This window comes from Thermus sp. FJN-A, assembly GCF_054655095.1.
Genome location: NZ_BAAHSC010000163.1, coordinates 118,475 through 134,800, shown reverse-complemented (window position 1 = coordinate 134,800; position 16,326 = coordinate 118,475). Strand labels below are relative to the sequence as shown.

17 protein-coding genes and 1 tRNA gene are annotated in these 16,326 nt (G+C 69.3%); 9 read left to right on the top strand and 9 right to left on the bottom strand.

Features of this window, described 5'->3' with window-relative positions:
* On the bottom strand, positions 1–195 hold a 195-nt coding region (locus ACYQ0J_RS01560), incomplete at its 3' end, for a transposase family protein (RefSeq protein WP_460170435.1).
* An 82-nt stretch (positions 196–277) separates the two neighbouring features.
* On the opposite strand from ACYQ0J_RS01560, the gene ACYQ0J_RS01555 reads away from it, so the two are divergent.
* From ACYQ0J_RS01555 to ttuA, 4 genes are read left to right on the top strand one after another with little or no spacing between them, the layout of a single operon-like run.
* Positions 278–904, top strand: a complete 627-nt coding sequence (locus ACYQ0J_RS01555) for an acetoin utilization AcuB family protein (protein ID WP_460170434.1) — start codon at positions 278–280, stop codon at positions 902–904.
* Positions 898–2,025 carry an acetoin utilization protein AcuC gene (locus ACYQ0J_RS01550; protein ID WP_460170433.1) on the top strand — a complete coding sequence of 376 codons (1,128 nt, stop codon included), beginning with the start codon at positions 898–900 and terminating at the stop codon, positions 2,023–2,025. The genes ACYQ0J_RS01555 and ACYQ0J_RS01550 overlap by 7 nt, the downstream gene beginning before the upstream one ends.
* Positions 2,026–2,029: 4 nt before the next feature.
* Entirely contained in the window at positions 2,030–2,227 is a 198-nt protein-coding gene (ttuB, locus tag ACYQ0J_RS01545; protein WP_460170432.1) for a sulfur carrier protein TtuB, read from the top strand.
* A 1-nt stretch (position 2,228) separates the two neighbouring features.
* Positions 2,229–3,191, top strand: a complete 963-nt coding sequence (gene ttuA, locus ACYQ0J_RS01540; RefSeq protein WP_460170431.1) for a tRNA-5-methyluridine(54) 2-sulfurtransferase — start codon at positions 2,229–2,231, stop codon at positions 3,189–3,191.
* Here the strand turns inward: ttuA and treS are convergent.
* From treS to otsA, 3 genes are read right to left on the bottom strand one after another with little or no spacing between them, the layout of a single operon-like run.
* Positions 3,188–6,085 (bottom strand): maltose alpha-D-glucosyltransferase, encoded by a 2,898-nt coding sequence (gene treS / locus ACYQ0J_RS01535; RefSeq protein WP_460170430.1) that lies wholly within the window; start codon positions 6,083–6,085, stop codon positions 3,188–3,190. The genes ttuA and treS overlap by 4 nt on opposite strands.
* 3 nt (positions 6,086–6,088) lie before the next feature.
* The gene (gene otsB / locus ACYQ0J_RS01530) at positions 6,089–6,793 is read right to left on the bottom strand and encodes a trehalose-phosphatase (protein WP_460170429.1); all 705 of its coding nucleotides are present in this window, start codon (positions 6,791–6,793) and stop codon (positions 6,089–6,091) included.
* Complete coding sequence (gene otsA, locus ACYQ0J_RS01525; protein ID WP_460170428.1) at positions 6,790–8,139, bottom strand: alpha,alpha-trehalose-phosphate synthase (UDP-forming); 1,350 nt, start codon at positions 8,137–8,139, stop codon at positions 6,790–6,792. Before otsA ends, otsB begins: the two co-directional genes overlap by 4 nt.
* Positions 8,140–8,355: 216 nt before the next feature.
* On the opposite strand from otsA, the gene ACYQ0J_RS01520 reads away from it, so the two are divergent.
* The 3 genes from ACYQ0J_RS01520 to ACYQ0J_RS01510 are packed head-to-tail and all read left to right on the top strand — an operon-like array spanning position 8,356 to position 11,328.
* Positions 8,356–9,945, top strand: coding sequence for an alpha-amylase family glycosyl hydrolase (locus ACYQ0J_RS01520; RefSeq protein WP_460170427.1), 1,590 nt, complete (start codon positions 8,356–8,358; stop codon positions 9,943–9,945).
* A gap of 4 nt (positions 9,946–9,949) precedes the next feature.
* A complete protein-coding gene (locus tag ACYQ0J_RS01515; protein ID WP_460170426.1) occupies positions 9,950–10,588 on the top strand; it encodes a class I SAM-dependent methyltransferase in 639 nt (212 codons plus the stop codon).
* Positions 10,579–11,328 (top strand): class I SAM-dependent methyltransferase, encoded by a 750-nt coding sequence (locus tag ACYQ0J_RS01510; protein WP_460170425.1) that lies wholly within the window; start codon positions 10,579–10,581, stop codon positions 11,326–11,328. Before ACYQ0J_RS01515 ends, ACYQ0J_RS01510 begins: the two co-directional genes overlap by 10 nt.
* Before the next feature lie 21 nt (positions 11,329–11,349).
* On the opposite strand, the gene ACYQ0J_RS01505 is transcribed toward ACYQ0J_RS01510, so the two are convergent.
* Together ACYQ0J_RS01505 and lnt are read right to left on the bottom strand one after the other, a co-directional pair.
* Positions 11,350–11,436: transfer RNA gene (locus tag ACYQ0J_RS01505), tRNA-Leu, on the bottom strand.
* Positions 11,415–12,746: an apolipoprotein N-acyltransferase gene (lnt, locus tag ACYQ0J_RS01500; RefSeq protein ID WP_460170424.1), complete on the bottom strand. Its 1,332-nt coding sequence runs from the start codon at positions 12,744–12,746 to the stop codon at positions 11,415–11,417. The genes ACYQ0J_RS01505 and lnt overlap by 22 nt, the downstream gene beginning before the upstream one ends.
* 70 nt (positions 12,747–12,816) lie before the next feature.
* Between lnt and ACYQ0J_RS01495 the strand changes: the two genes are divergently transcribed.
* Complete coding sequence (locus ACYQ0J_RS01495) at positions 12,817–13,521, top strand: metallophosphoesterase family protein (protein WP_460170423.1); 705 nt, start codon at positions 12,817–12,819, stop codon at positions 13,519–13,521.
* Here the strand turns inward: ACYQ0J_RS01495 and queG are convergent.
* Genes queG through ACYQ0J_RS01480 form a run of 3 tightly spaced genes read right to left on the bottom strand, consistent with a single transcriptional unit; the run spans position 13,429 to position 15,163 of the window.
* Positions 13,429–14,568: a tRNA epoxyqueuosine(34) reductase QueG gene (gene queG, locus ACYQ0J_RS01490; RefSeq protein ID WP_460170422.1), complete on the bottom strand. Its 1,140-nt coding sequence runs from the start codon at positions 14,566–14,568 to the stop codon at positions 13,429–13,431. The two genes, ACYQ0J_RS01495 and queG, sit on opposite strands and share 93 nt — an antisense overlap.
* Positions 14,562–14,954 carry a type II toxin-antitoxin system VapC family toxin gene (locus ACYQ0J_RS01485; RefSeq protein ID WP_460170421.1) on the bottom strand — a complete coding sequence of 131 codons (393 nt, stop codon included), beginning with the start codon at positions 14,952–14,954 and terminating at the stop codon, positions 14,562–14,564. Before ACYQ0J_RS01485 ends, queG begins: the two co-directional genes overlap by 7 nt.
* Complete coding sequence (locus tag ACYQ0J_RS01480) at positions 14,933–15,163, bottom strand: type II toxin-antitoxin system Phd/YefM family antitoxin (RefSeq protein ID WP_008631765.1); 231 nt, start codon at positions 15,161–15,163, stop codon at positions 14,933–14,935. Before ACYQ0J_RS01480 ends, ACYQ0J_RS01485 begins: the two co-directional genes overlap by 22 nt.
* Positions 15,164–15,216: 53 nt before the next feature.
* Between ACYQ0J_RS01480 and ACYQ0J_RS01475 the strand changes: the two genes are divergently transcribed.
* Positions 15,217–16,215, top strand: a complete 999-nt coding sequence (locus ACYQ0J_RS01475; RefSeq protein WP_460170420.1) for a homoserine dehydrogenase — start codon at positions 15,217–15,219, stop codon at positions 16,213–16,215.
* Positions 16,216–16,326 lie beyond the last annotated feature (111 nt).

Genomic DNA, 16,326 nt, shown 5'->3' with positions numbered 1-16,326 from the left:
GTGGCCTGGGGGCTTGCGCAGGCCCAGGTGGGGGAGGAGGTGGGGGTGAGCGCGGGCGAAGCGTTCCACGCCGCGCAGGGAGTCCACGCGGCTGAGGAAGGCCACCAGGATGAGGGCCAAGAGGCCCCACAGGGGGTATCGCCGGTTGCGGGCCCTAGGGTCGGGGACTTGGGACAAGGCTTCGCGCAAGGTCATGCCCTTTGTATACCCGGGGGATACATATCGGTCAAGTCTGGGGGCCCCGGCCTCCGGGGCCCTTTCGCCGTATACTGGGCCCATGCTGGTAAGGGACGTGATGAAAAGCCCCGTCCTTACCGTGGGGCCGGAGTGGACCCTCGAGGACGCCTATAAGCTCCTCCTGGAGAAGGGAATCCGCCACCTGCCCGTGGTGGGGGAGGGGAGGCTTCTCGGCATCATCACCGACCGGGACATCCGCCTGGCCACGAGCCACCTAAACCCCAAGGGCCCCTGTCCCGGGTGCGCTTCCGTGGGAGAGGTGATGACCCGGCAGGTGGTCACCGCCCACCCCTTAGACCCCGTGGAGGAGGCGGCCCGGGTCATGCGGGAGCGCAAGATCGGGTGCCTGCCCGTCCTCGAGGACGGGGACCTGGTGGGCATCGTCACCGGGATTGACCTCCTGGACGCCCTCCTCAAGCTCACCGGGGTCACCGAGCCCTCGGGCCGCCTGGAGGTGCGCCTGCCCGACCGCCCTGGGGAGCTCGCCCGCCTCACGGGGTTTCTGGCGGGCCGGGGGGTGAACATCCACTCCCTCCTCTCCTACCCGGAGGACGGGGACTTCGTGCGGGCGGTGGTGCGGGTGAACACCCTGGAGACCCACCTCCTGGCGGAGGGCCTGCGCCGGGAGGGGTTTGACGTGCTCTGGCCGCCCAAGAAACCATGGTGATCTACCGGGAGGAGTACCGCCTCTACAACTTCGGGCCCCACCACCCCTTTAGCCCCGTGCGGCTGGAGATGCTCACCTCTCTCCTCCAGGCCCTCGGGGTGTGGCGGGAGCCCCTTAGCCCTCCCGAGGCCACCCGGGAGGAGGTGCTCTCCGTCCACTCCGAGCGCCTGGTGAAGCGGGTGGAGGCGGCGGGCCGGGGGGAGCTTTTTCCGGACCTGGAGCACTACGGCCTGGGCACGGGGGACACCCCGGTCTTCCCCGGCATGGACCGGGCGGCCCGGGTCCTGGTGGGGGGGACCTTGGAGGGGGCGAGGAGGATCCTCTCGGGGGAAAAGCGCGTCTTGCAGCTCGGCGGGGGGCTTCACCACGCCCAGTACGACCGGGCCTCGGGGTTTTGCGTCTACAACGACCTCTCCGTGGCCATCCGCCACCTCACCCGGGCCGGGCTCCGGGTGGCCTACGTGGACATTGACGTCCACCACGGGGACGGGGTCCAGTGGATCCACTACGAGGAGGAGGGGGTCCTTACCTTAAGCTTTCACGAGTCGGGCCGTTACCTCTTCCCCGGCACCGGGCACGTGCACGAGATCGGGCGGGGAGGGGGCTTGGGGAGGAAGCTCAACCTGCCCCTGGAGCCCTTCACCGAGGACGAGAGCTACCTCGAGGCCTTTGAGGCCCTGGTCCCCTGGGCCCTGAAGGCCTTCCGCCCCGACGTCCTTGTGGTTCAGGCCGGGGCGGACGCCCACTATTTGGACCCCTTGGCGGACCTCCTCCTCACCACCCGGGCCTACGAAAGGCTCTTCCGCCTCCTCCTGGACTACGCCGAGGCCTACGCCGGAGGAAGGGTCCTCCTCACCCTGGGGGGCGGGTACAGCCTGGATGCGGCGGTCAGGGTTTGGGCCCTCCTCTACCACGTCTTCCACGGCCTTCCCCTGCCCGAGCGGCTTCCCGAGGGGTGGCGAAAGGGGTGGGAGGAAAGGCTGGGGAAACCCCTAACCCCCACCCTCCACGACCCCGAGGGGGGGTACCCTGGAATCCCCCGGAGGCCGGAGATCGAGAAGCGCAACCGCCTCACCCGGGAAAGGCTCACGGAGCTCGTGGCCTCCCACCTGCTACACTAGCGGGGTGAAGGTGGTTCTGCGCCTGCCCGAGCGCAAAGAGGTGGAGGTCAAGGGGAATAGGCCCCTGCGGGAGGTCCTGGAGGAGCTGGGGCTGAACCCCGAGGCGGTGGTGGCGGTTAGGGGCGAGGAGCTTCTCACCCTGGACGAGCGGGTGGGGGAGGAGGAGACCCTCGAGGTCCTCTCCGCCATCTCGGGAGGGTAGCGTGGTCTGCAAGGTGTGCGGGGAAAGGGCCCAGGTGGAGGTGCGCTCCCGGGGGCTTGCCTTCTGCCGGGAGCACTACCTGGACTGGTTCGTGAAGGAAACCGAGCGGGCCATCCGCCGCCACCGGATGCTCCTTCCCGGGGAAAGGGTCCTGGTGGCGGTCTCCGGGGGTAAGGACTCCCTGGCCCTTTGGGACGTGCTAAGCCGCCTGGGCTACCAGGCCGTGGGGCTCCACATTGAGCTCGGCATCGGGGAGTACTCCAGGAAAAGCCTCGAGGTCACCCAGGCCTTCGCCCGGGAAAGGGGCCTGGAGCTTTTGGTGGTGGACCTCAAGGAGGCCTACGGCTTCGGTGTCCCCGAGCTCGCCCAGCTTTCCGGGAGGGTGGCCTGCTCCGCCTGTGGGCTTTCCAAGCGGTACATCATTAACCAGGTGGCGGTGGAGGAGGGCTTCCGCGCCGTGGCCACGGGCCACAACCTGGATGACGAGGCCGCGGTGCTCTTCGGGAACCTCCTGAACCCCCAGGAGGACGCCCTCTCCCGCCAGGGGCCCGTCTTGCCGGAGAAGCCCGGCCTCGCCGCCCGGGTCAAGCCCTTCTACCGCTTCAGCGAAAGGGAGGTCCTCTCCTACACCCTCCTCAGGGGCATCCGCTACCTCCACGAGGAGTGCCCCAACGCCAAGGGGGCGAAAAGCCTCCTCTACAAGGAGGCCTTAAACCTGGTGGAGAAGGAGATGCCGGGGGCCAAGCTCCGCTTTTTGGAGGGCTTTCTGGAGAAGGTCCAGCCCCGCCTGCAGGCCGGGGAAGAGGTGGCCCTAAGGGCGTGCGAGCGGTGCGGCTACCCCACCACCGGCGGGGTCTGCTCCTTCTGCCGCATGTGGGAGGCCGTGTACCGGCGGGCCAAGAGGCGGAGGCTCCTCCCCGAGGAGGCCCACTTCTCCCCCAAGGCCCCCGTGGCCCGGGGCTAAGGGCCCTTGGCCTTTTCCTGCCAGCGGGCGTGGATGCGCCGGCGGGCGGGCCGGTCCTCCCGCGTGAGCTGGCGTTCCGCCCAGCGGGCCATGGCCTGGGGCCAGGCCTCCTCCTCGGGGAAGAGCTCGGGGGCGGTGTCCCGGTAGGCGGTGAGGAGGGCGCCCTCCACCAGGAAGTCCGCCACCAGGCCGGGAAGTTCCGGGGCCTCCTCCCCCAGGCCCTCCCAGGCCAGGTGCACCGCCCGCTCCAGGTCGTAGGCCAGGCGGGCGAGGTCCGAGAGGGCGCTTCCCCGCCCCTTGGGGCCCAGGGCCAAGAGGTGGACCTCCCCCTCCAGGGCCAGGAAGGCCCCAAGCCCCCGGTTGAGGAGGGGCAGGCCCCCTTCTTCCCCCTCCACCCCCAAAAGGGCCCGGTGGAGGAGGGCCAGGCGCACGCCCAGGAGCCGGGCCAGGGCCTCCAGCTCCCGAAGGGCCTCGGCCAGGAGCCCGGGCCCCATCCCTTCCACGGGGTGGCCCGCAAGCCGGGAGAGCCCCTCGGCCGCCAGGGCCTGGGCCAGGGCAAAGGCGTCCTGGGGCTCGCCTTGGGGAAGGCGCCCCGTAAGGGCCAGGACCCGCCTTTCCCCACCCCGTTCCCAGACGAGGCGGCCTTCCGGGGGAAGAACCCAGGGAAGGGAGAGCTGGGGGAGGACCGCTAGGGTGCGGTCCAGCCCCCCGTCCTGGACCAGGCCCACCTGGAGCCACACCCCATCCCCCGCGGCAAGGCCGGGGCGCAGGAGGGCCAGGCGCTCGGGTACGGGGCCCGGGTGGTTTCCCCGGTAGTAGGCCTTGAGGCTTCGGGCCTCGAGGCCCTCCTTGAGCCGCCCGAGGAGAAAGGCGTAGAACCCTGGGTCTTGGGACAGCTCGTAAAGGTACCCCTCCCGGGGGCGGGTGCGGGCGAAGAGGCCCGGGGCCTCCTCCCGCTCCGGGCTGAAGCGCACCGGAAGGAGGGCCGTGGCCTTGGCGTGGTCCTCCAGGTGGAGGAGGGTGAGGTAGAGGGGCGGGGCCTTCCGCAGGCGGAGGGCGTCCAGAATCCCCACCCGCTCGGGCCTCAGGGGAAGCCAGCTCCGCTCCCGGAGCACCTGGGCCAAGGCCTTGAGAAAGGCCCTTTGCGCCCTTTCCTCCACCATGGTCTCTATGAAGAGCGCCTCGGGGCCGTCCTCCAGGGGCACGGAGGGCACCGCCTCCGGGGGAGCCTCCTCCGCCCAGTCGGGGGTCTGGACCCGGATGGCCTCCCTGGGGGTGAGGGCGAAGAGGGCGAAGCCGTGGGGGCCCAGGGTGAGGCGGTAGGTCCCCTCCACCGAGGGAAAGGGGCTTTGGGAGAAGAGCTCCACCGGGACGAGCCCCTGGAGGTCCTCGAGGGGCAGGTCCAAGGCCTGGGTGTAGCGGGAGAGGTTGGCGGCCACCAGGATCCTCTCCCCCTCGTGTTCCCTCAGGTAAGCCAAGACCCGGCGGTTTTCCACCGGGAGAACCCTCAGGCTCCCCCGGCCGAAGGTCTTGGCGTGCTTCTGCCTCAGGGCCAGGAGGCGGCGGAGGAAATTCAGGAGGGAGTGGGGGTTTTGCTCCTGGGCCTCCACGTTGACGAAGTGGTAGCTAAAAGGCCCCTCGCTCACCGGGGGGAGGAAAAGGCGGTGGTAGGGGGCGCGGGAGAAGCCAGCGTTGCGGTCTTGGGACCACTGCATGGGGGTCCTGACCCCGTTTCGGTCCCCCAGGAAGGGGTTATCCCCCATGCCGATCTCGTCCCCGTAGTAGACGATGGGGGTGCCCTTGAGGGTGAAGAGGAGGGCGTGGAGGAGCTCGTAACGCCTCCGGTCCCCGCCCAGGAGGGGCATGAGGCGGCGGCGGATCCCAAGGTTGATGCGGAAGCGGGGATCGGGGGCGTAGACCTCCCAGAGGAACTCCCGCTCCTCCTCCGTGACCTTCTCCAGGGTGAGCTCGTCGTGGTTGCGGAGGAAGAGGGCCCACTGGGCGGCTTCGGGGATGCCCTCCGTTTCCCTGAGCATGGCTTCGATGGGCCCCCGGTCCTCCCGTCTCAGGGCCATGAAGATCCGGGGCATGAGGGGAAAGTTGTAGGCCATGTGGACCCCGTCCCCCTCCCCGAAGTAGGGGAGGGTCTCCTCGGGCCACATATTGGCTTCGGCGAGCAGGATCTTCCCGGGGCCGTAGCGCTCCTCCAGGGCCTTCCTCAGGCGCTTCACCGCCTCTATGGTCTCGGGGAGGTTCTCGCAGGAGGTGCCCTCCCGTTCGTAGAGGTAAGGGATGGCGTCCAGGCGGAAGCCGTCCACCCCCAGGTCGGCCCAGAAGAACATGACCTGGTGCATAGCCCTTTCCACCTCGGGGTTGTCCCAGTTGAGGTCGGGCTGGTGATGGTAGAAGCGGTGCCAGTAGTAAGCCCCGGCCACGGGGTCAAAGGTCCAGTTGGAGGCCTCGAAGTCCTGGAAGATGACCCTGACCCCCTGGTACTTTTCCGGGGTGTCGCTCCAGACGTAGAAGTCCCGCATGGGGCTTCCCGGCCTCCTGGCCTCCTGGAACCATGGGTGGTCCATGGAGGTGTGGTTCAGGACGAGCTCCACGATGACCCTTATCCCTCGCTCGTGGGCCTCGTCCAAGAAGCGCTTGAAGTCCTCCAGGGTGCCGTGGACGGGGAGGATCTGGTAGTAGTCGGAGATGTCGTACCCGTCGTCCCTGAGGGGGGATTGGAAGAAGGGCATGAGCCAGAGGGTGTTGACCCCCAGGGCCTCCAGGTAGGGGAGCTTCCGCCTCAGGCCCTCGAAGTCCCCGTAGCCGTCGTCGTTGGCGTCAAAGAAGGAGCGCACGTGGAGCTGGTAGATGACCGCGTCCTTGTACCAGAGGGGGTCCACGGCCTAAAGGCTAGGGGGTGGGAGGTAAGTTTTCAAGTAGTCCAGCACCGCCTCCACGTCCTCAAGCCGGCCTTGAGCCGCCGTGGGGCCTTCCCCCACCTTGAAGGTGAGGCCCCGGTCCCGGAGGACGAGGAAGGCGGCCTCATCGGTGGTGTCGTCCCCGATGTAGACGGGCGTCCGCCCGGGGTGGCGGTCAAGTAACCTCAGAACCGCCTTTCCCTTGTCCACGCCCTTGGGCTTGATCTCCAGGACCTTCTTGCCGGGGAGGGCCTCGAGGCCAAGCCGCTCCAGGAGGGCCTTTTTCCCTTCCAACCAGGCCCTCAGGCAGGCCTCGGCGGCCGCCTCGTCCTCCGCTTCCCGGTAGTGAAGGGCCAAGGCGTAGCCCTTGTCCTCCACCCATGTCCCGGGGCAGGCGGGGAGCGCCTCCCTCAGGGGGGTCAGGTCCACGGGGAAGAGGGGGACGGCCTCCCCGAAAAGCACCCCCTCCTCCAGCCCGTGCCCCCCCACCACGGAAAGGCCCGGGAGGGGGAGGAGGGGCTCGAGGTCCTTCACCCGCCTCCCCGTGATCACGTACACGGGGTAGCGGGCCTGGAGCCTCCCCACCACCTCCGGTGCCTCCGGGTGGGGACGGGCCTCCTCTGGCCTCGGGGCGATAGGGGCCAGGGTGCCGTCGTAGTCCAGGAAGAAGACCGGGTTATTTGCCTTCATCCCTCCTCCAGGGAGGCCAGGAAACGCTCCGCCCAGTCCTGGACGTCCATGGCTGAGATGCGTTTCCGCAGGGCCGCCAGGCGCTCGCGCCGCTCCGGCTCCGGCATGCGCAAGGCGCGGTCCAGGGCCTGGGCCATCCCGTCCAGGTCGTAGGGGTTCACCAAGAGGGCTTCCTTAAGGTACTCCGCCGCCCCCGCCAGGTTGGAGAGGACCAGGACCCCGTCGTCCGTGGTGTAGGCGTACTCCAGGGCCACCAGGTTCATCCCGTCCCTCAATGGGGTGATGAGGGCCACGTCCGCCGCGCGGTAGAAGGCGGCGAGCTCCTCTTGGGGGTAGGTCTGGTAGAAGTAGCGGAGGGGCACCCAGTCTTCCCTGAGAAAGCTCCCCATGATCCGCCCCACCACCTCGTCCACCTGGCGCTTTAGCTCCCGGTAGGCGCCCACGCCGGTGCGGCTTGGGGTGGCGATCTGGAAGAAGGCCACCCGGCCCCGCCACTGGGGGTAGGACTGGAGGAGGCGCTCGTAGGCGAGGAGCCTTTCCAGGATCCCCTTGGTGTAGTCCAGCCGGTCCACCCCGAGGATGAGCCGCTCCGCCCCCGCGAGCCGCTTGAGGGCCCGGGCGTGGAGGCCGATGTGGGGGTCCTGGGAAAGCTCCCCGAAGCGGCCCGTGTCAATCCCCAAGGGGTGGGCCTCCACCCGGACCCACCTTTCGCCCACCCGCACCCGGCCCTCCTCCACGGGGAAGCTGTAGTGGGCGGCGGTCCTGAGGAAGTTCTCCACGTACTCCGGGGTGTGGAAGCCGAGGAGGTCCGCTCCCAAGACCCCCTCTATCAGGGCCCTGCCCCAGGGCAGGATGCGGAAGACCCCGCTGGAGGGCCAGGGGATGTGGAAGAAGAACCCGATTTTTGCCGGGATCCTCTCCCGGAGGAGGCGGGGAAGGAGCATGAGGTGGTAGTCCTGCACGAAGACCGTGTCCCCCTCCCGCCAGACCCCCACCACCTTTTCCGCGAAGCGGCGGTTGGCCCGCAGGTAGTCCTGGTAGAAGTCCCGCCTAAGCTCTACCTGTTCCAGGAAGTAGTGGCAGAGGGGCCAGAGAACCCGGTTGGAAAACCCGCCGTAGTAGCCCTGCCACTCCTTCTCCGGCAGGAAGACCTGTTCCAGGCGGATCTGGCTTTCCCGGGGGGTGGCGCTTTTTCCCTGGTCCTTCCACTCCCCGGCGGCCACCCAGATCCCTTTCCGCGCCTCGAGGACCGGCAGGAGGGCGGTGGCCAGCCCCCCCACGGCGGGGACCAGGCCCTCGGCGGTGAGGCGGAAAGGGGCCCGGTTGGCCACGATGATGAGGCCCATAAGGCTAAGATACGGCCTCTGGGGCCGCTTCTATCCTGGATGAGGGAAGGCTAAGGACCTTAGGCGGGCTCTCATACCCTTTCTCCTGTTACCTTTGTTACCTTCGCCCTGGGGAACCCGGCCCCAAGCCCTTTGACCGGGACCCCCATGCTGGCTTGCGCCAGCATGGGGTGGTATCAGGGGGCGCTTGCCTCGAGAAGGGGTAGACTTCTCCCTGTGAGCTGGTGGAGAGAAGCGGTGGTTTACCAGATCTACCCCCGGAGCTTCCAGGATGCGAACGGGGACGGCATCGGGGACCTCGAGGGCATCCGCAGGCGGCTTGGCTACCTGAAGTCCCTCGGGGTGGACGCGGTGTGGCTTTCCCCCTTCTACAAAAGCCCCATGAAGGACTTCGGCTACGACGTGGCCGACTACTGCGACGTGGACCCCGTCTTCGGGACCCTTCAGGACTTCGACCGCCTCCTAGGGGAGGCCCACGCCCTGGGGCTTAGGGTCCTCATAGATCTCGTGCCCAACCACACCTCTAGCGAGCACCCCTGGTTTCTAGAGTCCCGCGCCTCCCGGCATAGCCCCAAGCGGGACTGGTACATCTGGAAAGACCCCGCTCCCGATGGTGGTCCCCCCAACAACTGGCAGAGCTTCTTCGGCGGCCCCGCCTGGACCCTGGACGAGGCCACCGGCCAGTACTACCTCCACCTCTTCCTCCCCGAGCAGCCCGACCTCAACTGGCGCAACCCCGAGGTGCGGGAGGCCATCAAGGAGGCCATGCGCTTCTGGCTCAGGAGGGGGGTGGACGGCTTCCGGGTGGACGTCCTCTGGCTTCTGGCCAAGGACCCCCTCTTCCGGGACGAGCCGGGAAGCCCCCTTTGGCGGCCTGGCCTTCCCGACCGGGCCCGGCACGAGCACCTCTACACCGAGGACCAGCCGGAGACCTACGCCTACGTGCGGGAGATGCGCCAGGTCCTGGACGAGTTCTCCGAGCCCGGGCGGGAGCGGGTGATGGTGGGGGAGATCTACCTCCCCCTCCACCGCCTGGTGCGCTACTACGCTGCCGGGTGCCACCTGCCCTTCAACTTCAGCCTCATCACCGAGGGGCTTCCCGACTGGCGGCCCGAGAACCTGGCCCGGATCGTGGAGACCTACGAGGGCCTCCTCACCCCCTGGGACTGGCCCAACTGGGTCCTGGGCAACCACGACCAGCCCCGCCTGGCCTCCCGCCTGGGGGAGGCCCAGGCCCGGGTGGCGGCCATGCTCCTCTTCACCTTAAGGGGCACCCCCACCTGGTACTACGGGGACGAGCTCGCCCTGCCCAACGGCCTCATCCCCCCGGAGAAGGTGCAAGACCCCGCCGCCCTGAGGCAGAAGGACCGGGAGCCCACCCAGTACCACACCCTGGGCCGGGACCCCGAGCGGACCCCCATGCCCTGGGACGCCTCCCCCTACGGGGGGTTTTCCACGGTGGAGCCCTGGCTTCCCCTGAACCCCGACTACCGGACGCGGAACGTGGCCGCCCAGGAGGAAGACCCCCGCTCCATGCTATGGCTCGTGCGGCGCCTCATCGCCCTAAGAAAGGACCCCGGGCTCCTCTACGGGGCCTACCGCACCTACCGCGCCCGGGAAGGGGTCTACGCCTACCTGCGGGGGGAGGGGTGGCTTGTGGCCCTGAACCTTACGGACAGGGAACGGGCCTTGGACCTCCCCAAAAAGGGCAGGGTCGTCCTTTCTACCCACCTGGACCGGGAGGAGGGGGTAGGGGAGAGGCTCTTCCTGCGGCCCCACGAGGGCGTGGCGGTGCGGCTAGACTAGGGGCGTGGACCCCTTCGCTTCCCTAGCCGAAGCCTACGAAGCCTGGTACGAGACCCCCTTGGGGGCCCACGTCATCGCCGAGGAGGAGAGGGCCCTAAAGGGGCTTCTTCCTCCGGGGGAGCGCCTCCTCGAGGTGGGCGCGGGAACCGGGTACTGGCTTAGGCGCCTCCCCTACCGGGAGAAGGTGGGGGTGGAGCCCTCGGAGGCCATGCTGGCCGTGGGCAGGCGGAAGGTCCCCGAGGCCACCTGGGTGCGGGCCCGGGGCGAGGCCCTTCCCTTCCCCGAGGGAAGTTTTGACGCGGTCCTCCTCTTCACCACCCTGGAGTTCGTGGAGGACGTGGGGCGGGTTCTCGCCGAAGCCAGGCGGGTCCTCCGTCCGGGCGGAGCCCTTGTGGTGGGGGTTCTGGAGGCCCTCTCCCCTTGGGCGGCCCTCTACCGGAGGCTCGGGGAAAAGGGGGTGCGCCCCTGGAACCACGCCCGCTTCCTGGCCCGGGAGGACCTCCATGGGCTTCTGGGGCTGCCCGAGGCCGAGGGGCAGGCGGTCTTCCTCGCCCCGGAGGCGGAACCGCCCTTCCCGGAGGCGGAGGCCGCGGGGAGGCGCGCGGGCAACCGCCCCGCCCTATACTTGGGGCGATGGCGGTAAAGGTCCTCTTCGCCCTCTACCCCCTCCTCCAGGGGGACTATAAGGCGGTGGAGAAGGCCCTCCTGGCCCTGGAGGAAAGCGGGGTGGACCACCGCGTCTTCCCCACCCACTCGGAGGTTTCCGGGGAGGAGGAGGAGGTCTTTCTCACTCTGCAAAGGGCCTTCCAGAAGGCGGCGGAGGAGGGGGCCTTGGTGATGTGGGCCCTCCTCACCAACGCCTGCGAGGCGGGGGATCCCTTCCGCAAGGAGGAAAGGCTTAGGCGCTTTCCTCCGGGGGAGATCGCCAGGAAGGCCCTGGAGGGCCTGGAGGCGAAAAGCGTCTTGGACATCGGCACGGGCACCGGGGTCTTCGCCGAGGCCTTCGCCGCCCTGGGCCTCTTCACCGTGGGCCTGGACCCCAGGGCGGACCGCCTGGAGGTGGCCCGGGCCAAGGTGAAGGGGGCCCGGTTCGTGGAGGGGCGGGCCGAGGCCCTGCCCTTTCCCGAGGGGAGCTTTGACCTGGCCTTCTTCGGCCTTTCCCTCCACCACCTGGACCCCATCCCCGCCTTGCGGGAGGCCTCCCGGGTGGCCAGGCGCCTTGCGGTGTTGGAGTGGCCCTACCGGGAGGAGGAGGTGGGCCCCCCGCTTTCCCGGAGGCTTTCCCTCGAGGCCCTAGAGGCCCTCTTCCGGGAGGCCCTGGGAAGCCCGCCCCGCTTCCTTGTGGAAGAGGGCTACGTCCTGGCCCTGTGGGATAAAGCGTAAAGGCCCCCTAAGGAGCCTTCTTGGTGCCGGGGGCGGGACTCGAACCCGCACGTCCTTGCGGACAGCAGATTTTGAGTCTGCCGCGTCTACCGGTTCCGCCACCCCGGCGCGCGCACCCTAAGGATAAGGCCAAGGAGAGAGATGGTCAACGCCAGGCCCACCGCCCAGTCCCCGAAGCGGGCGTAGGGGGTAAGCCCGCCTCCAAAGGCGAAGGGGGCGAGGAGGAAGCCCTCCCGGTGCGGGGGGATTTCCGCCACCACCCGGCCGAAGGGGTCAATGCTTGCGGTGATGCCGTCGTTTCCCGCCCGGAGGAGCCACCTTCCCGTCTCCACCGCCCTTAGGCGCCCTAGGGCGAAGTGCTGCCTGCCCCCGAAGGAGGGGCCGAACCAGGCGTCGTTGGTGAGGAGAACGAGGGCCCTGGCCCCCTCCCGCGCCAGGCTTCGGGCCACCGAGGGGAAGACGGACTCGTAACAGATCATGACCCCGTAGGGGCCCAGGGGCGCCACCTTTTCCCCGGGGGTGCGGTCGGCGAGGTTTCCGAGCCCCATGGCCCGGAAGAAGAAGGCGTAGACCCCGCCCAAAACCTCCCGGAAGGGGAAGCGCTCCCCGAAGGGAACGAGCCGGGTCTTGTCGTAGTGCCCGAGGATTTCCCCTTCCCGGTACAGCACCGCCCGGTTGGGGCCGAAGAGGTTGAGGCCGGTGAGGAGGGGGCGGTTCTGGAGGAGGGCGTCCACCTCCCGGGGGATCTGCCACACCGCCGTCTCCGGCCAGACCACGGCCCTGGCCTCGGGGTAGGCCCTGAGCCCTGCCTCCGTGAGGCGCAGGTAAACCTCCTGGTCCAGCTCCCCCTGGACCTTGGCCAAAGGGTTCACGTTCCCCTGGACCAGGAGGGCCCCTTCCTCGGGCTTGGCGGACGGGAGGGGGAGGAGCCAGAGGAGGGCCCAGGGGAGGAGGACCCAAGGCCGCCCTGCCCTGAGGCCCAAGGCCACGAGGAGGACGAGGAGGGAGAGGAGGTAGACCCCTCCCCAGGCGGCGAGGACCCGCCCCGGGGCCTCCACCAGGGCGTAGCCCAGAAAGCCCCAGGGGAAGGCGAGCTCCCCCTGCTCCGTGAGCCACTCCAGGACCACCCAGCCCCCCACCCGCATGAGGGGCGTGGGGGTGAGGGCGAAGAGGAGACCGAAGGAGAGGGCCTTGAGGAGGACCAGGGGGAAGAAGGGGACGGCCCCCATGGGGCCGAAGAGGGTGGCGAAGCTTTGGGGAAGCCAGACGAGGTGCAGGCTCCAGAAGCCCAGGCCCGCCAAAAACCCCTCCCGGAAGCCCCCTCTCAGGAGAAAAGCCAGGGCCAGGGGAGCGAGAAAGCCTAAGGGAAAGGGGGGAAGGGTGAGGGCGAGGAGGAGGCCAAGGGCCAAGGCCTGCACCCCTTTACCATAAGGGCTTCCCGGTCCTTTTTTCGCGGGGTCTTGGCGGGAAGGGTGGCAGAATGGACCCATGCGCCTCGGGGTCCTCTCCGATATCCACGCCAACCTCCCTGCCTTGGAGGCGGCCCTCGAGGCCCTTCGGGGGGAGGGGGTGGACGAGGTCCTGGTCCTGGGGGACCTGGTGGGCTACGGGCCTCACCCCCGGCAGGTGATCCATAAGCTCTGGGCCGAGGGGCTTTCCGCCATCGCCGGGGCCTGGGACCTGCGGGTGGCCTACCCATTGCCCGGGTCCCTCCCCGAGGGGGTGGGGAAGGCCACCCTGGCCTGGACGCGGGAGCAGCTTTCCGAGAAGGAGTTGGCCTACCTGCGCGCCCTGCGCCTTTCCCACCGCCTTCGCCTTGGGGGAAAGCGGCTTGTGGCCTTCCACGGCACCCCGGGAAAGCCGGAGGAGCACCTGGACCTCCTGGGCCCCGCCAACCTCCTCCTCCCTCTCCTGGAGCGCTACGGGGCCCAGGTGGCCCTTCTGGGGGGGCGGCACCTGCCCCTGGCCAGGCGGGTGGGGGCGGGCCTTGTGGCCGACCCCGGGAGCGTGGGCCTGAGCCTCTCCGGGGAGCCGGGCGCGGACGTTATGGTCCTGGATACGGACACCCTCGAGGCCCGCTTCCTGAAGGTGCCCTACGACCTAGGCCCCCTCATCTTTGACCTCAGGGCCTGGGGGCTTCCCCCCATCTTGGAGAAGGTCTACCGCACCGGGCGCTTCCCCCAGCAGGGCTAAGGCTTCGGCCCGCACCGTGGGCTCGGGGTCCTGCAAGAACCCCTCCACCCCCCTCCCGGCGCGGAAAAGGGCGTGGAGCGCGGTGCGCCGCACCAGGGGACTCGGGTCCTGGGACGCCTCCAGGAAGAGCCCTTCCCCAAGGCCCAGGTTGAAGAGGGCGATGAGGGCGTTGCGGGCCATGCGGGCCCTTCCCGCCCGCAGGAAGGCGGTGCCCGCATACTTCCTCCCGAAGGCCCGCCCCGAGAGGCGAAAAAAGTCCAAAAGATCCGGATGGGCCAGCTCGGGCTCGGGCTTTAGGGCCTTCCAGACCTTCCCGAACCTTTCCCAGGGGCAGGTCTCCTGGCAGAGGTCGCACCCAAAGAGCCAGTCCCCCACGCCCGGCCAAAGCTCCGGGGGGATGAAGCCCTTGTGCTCAATGGTGAGGTAGCTCACGCACCGCCTGGCGTCCAGGGTGCCATCCCCGAGGAGGGCTCCCGTGGGGCAGGCGGGAAGGCAGCGGGCGCAGCGGCCGCAGCGGTTCGGGTGGGGTGGAGGGGTTTCCACCTCTAAGGGGGTAAGGAGGACGCCTATAAGGCCGTGGACCCCGAAGGCCTGGGAGAGGAACATGCCGCTTCTCCCGATCCAGCCTGCCCCGGAGAGGGCGGCCAAGGTGCGCTCGGGTAGGGGCCCGTGGTCCACGTAGCCCTTGGCCGGGAGGCCGAGGCTTCCCGCCAGGCCCTCCAGGGCCTTCAGGACCTCCCCCAGGAGGAGGTGGTAGTCCCGCGTCCAGGCGTAGCGGGCGACCCGGCCCACCCTGAGGCCCCCTGGGGGAGGGCCTGGGTCGGGGTAGGCGTAGGGGGCAAAGAGGAGGAGGGCGCTTTTTGCCCAGGGGAAGCGCTTTCTCGGGTGGAAGCGCTCCGGGGACTCCAGGTAGGCCATTCCCCCGTGACGGCCCGCTTCCAGCCACGCCCGGTGGCGGGCCTCGGCCTTTGGGGGCAGGTCCAGGGGGGCCCAGGCGAAGAGGAGGCCGAGCTCCCGCGCCCGCTCCTCCAGGAGGTCCTTCACCATAGGGTCTCCACGCCGAAACTGGGGAAGGCGCGGTCGGTGGTGAGGAGGACGAGGCCTTCCACCAGGCTCTGGGCGGCCAGGATGCGGTCAAAGGGGTCCCGGTGGTCCCCGGGAAGCCTTCCCGCCAGGAGGGCGTGGGCAAGCCTTATGGGAAGCTCCTCGGCCCCCAGGCGGGAGAGGTGCGCTTCCAGGCCCTCCAAGACCGCCTCGGCGCCGGAAAGCTTCCCTAGGCGGTGCTTGGTGGCCATCTCCCAGGCGCTGGCCGAGGAGACGAAAAGGGGGGTGTCGGGGTCCTCCAAAAGCGCCCGGACCCTAGGGCTCAGCCGCTCGGGTTCCGTGAGGGCCCAGATGAGGACGTGGGTGTCTAGGAGGTAGCGCCTTCCCACAGGGCGAGCTCCTCCTCGGGAAGGGGTTCAAAGAAGCTCTCGGGTAGCCTCCCCGGGACAAACCCCAGGGGGCGCTTCCCCTTGCGGTAGGGGACGAGCCTGGCCACGGGGGTTTTGCCCCTCAGGATTACCACCTCTTCCCCCTCCTCCACGGCCTTGAGGAGGCGGGAGAGGTGGGTCTTGGCCTGGTGCACGGTGAAGGCCTTCACGGACTTAGCTTAGCGAGCTTAGCTAACAAAGCGCAAGGGGTATAATCCCCCCCATGGAGGCCTTAAAGATCGCCCTCTTGGGGGGCGGCACCGTGGGGAGCGCCTTCTACAACCTCGTGTTGGAGCGGGCAGAGGAGCTTTCCGCTTTCGGGGTCGTTCCCCGCTTCCTGGGCGTCTTGGTGCGGGACCCGAAGAAGCCCAGGGGCATCCCGGAGGAACTCCTTCGCGCCGAGCCCTTTGACCTCCTTGAGGCCGACCTGGTGGTGGAGGCCATGGGCGGGGTGGAAGCCCCCCTTAGGCTCGTCCTCCCCGCCCTCGAGGCGGGCATCCCCCTCATCACCGCCAACAAAGCCCTCCTGGCCGAGGCCTGGGACCGCCTGAGGTCCTTCGCCGAGGAGGGGCTCATCTACTGCGAGGCCAGCGTCATGGCGGGCACCCCCGCCCTCTCCTTCCTGGAGACCCTGAGAGGAAGCGAGCTTCTTGAGCTCCACGGCATCCTGAACGGCACCACCCTCTACATCCTCCAGGAGATGGAGAAAGGCAGGACCTACGCCGAGGCCCTGGCTGAGGCCCAGCGCCTGGGCTACGCCGAGGCCGACCCCACCTTGGACGTGGAGGGGATAGACGCCGCCCACAAGCTCACCCTCCTCGCCCGGCTCCTGGTGGACCCCGGTTTCCCCTTCGCCGGGGTGGAGGCCCAGGGGATCACCCGCCTCACCCCAAAGGCCCTGAAGGAGGCGGAGGCCCAGGGGGAGAGGGTGCGCCTCGTGGCGAGCCTCTACGGGGAGGGGGGGAGGTGGCGGGCCGTGGTGGCCCCGAGGCGCCTGCCCCAGGACCACCCCCTGGCGAGGGCCCGGGGAAACGCCCTTTGGGTGAAGACGAGGCCCCTGGGGGAGGCCTTCGTCACGGGGCCGGGGGCGGGGGGCGGGGCCACGGCGAGCGGGCTCTTCGCCGACCTCCTCCGCTTCCTCTCCGGGGCCCCGGGGCACCTGCCTGCCTTCCGGGCGCGGCCCCCCTTGGCGGAGGGAAGCCCTTGGCCCGGGGTGGAATGAGGCCGTGCCCCTTTGGGACCGCCTTCCCCCCGGAGCGGGTGCCCCTGGACCCCGGGCTTCCCGGCTTCGCCCTGGAGACCCGGGGCCTTTTCCGCTAGCCCTTGACGCCAG

Bases quoted from the DNA above. Each gene is read 5' to 3' on its own strand.
- ACYQ0J_RS01555 (WP_460170434.1), top strand. From the start codon at position 278: ATGCTGGTAAGGGACGTGATGAAAAGCCCCGTCCTTACCGTGGGGCCG.
- ACYQ0J_RS01550 (WP_460170433.1), top strand. From the start codon at position 898: ATGGTGATCTACCGGGAGGAGTACCGCCTCTACAACTTCGGGCCCCAC.
- otsB (WP_460170429.1), bottom strand. From the start codon at position 6,793: ATGAAGGCAAATAACCCGGTCTTCTTCCTGGACTACGACGGCACCCTG.
- otsA (WP_460170428.1), bottom strand. From the start codon at position 8,139: ATGGGCCTCATCATCGTGGCCAACCGGGCCCCTTTCCGCCTCACCGCC.
- ACYQ0J_RS01510 (WP_460170425.1), top strand. From the start codon at position 10,579: ATGGCGGTAAAGGTCCTCTTCGCCCTCTACCCCCTCCTCCAGGGGGAC.
- ACYQ0J_RS01495 (WP_460170423.1), top strand. From the start codon at position 12,817: ATGCGCCTCGGGGTCCTCTCCGATATCCACGCCAACCTCCCTGCCTTG.
- queG (WP_460170422.1), bottom strand. From the start codon at position 14,568: ATGGTGAAGGACCTCCTGGAGGAGCGGGCGCGGGAGCTCGGCCTCCTC.
- ACYQ0J_RS01475 (WP_460170420.1), top strand. From the start codon at position 15,217: ATGGAGGCCTTAAAGATCGCCCTCTTGGGGGGCGGCACCGTGGGGAGC.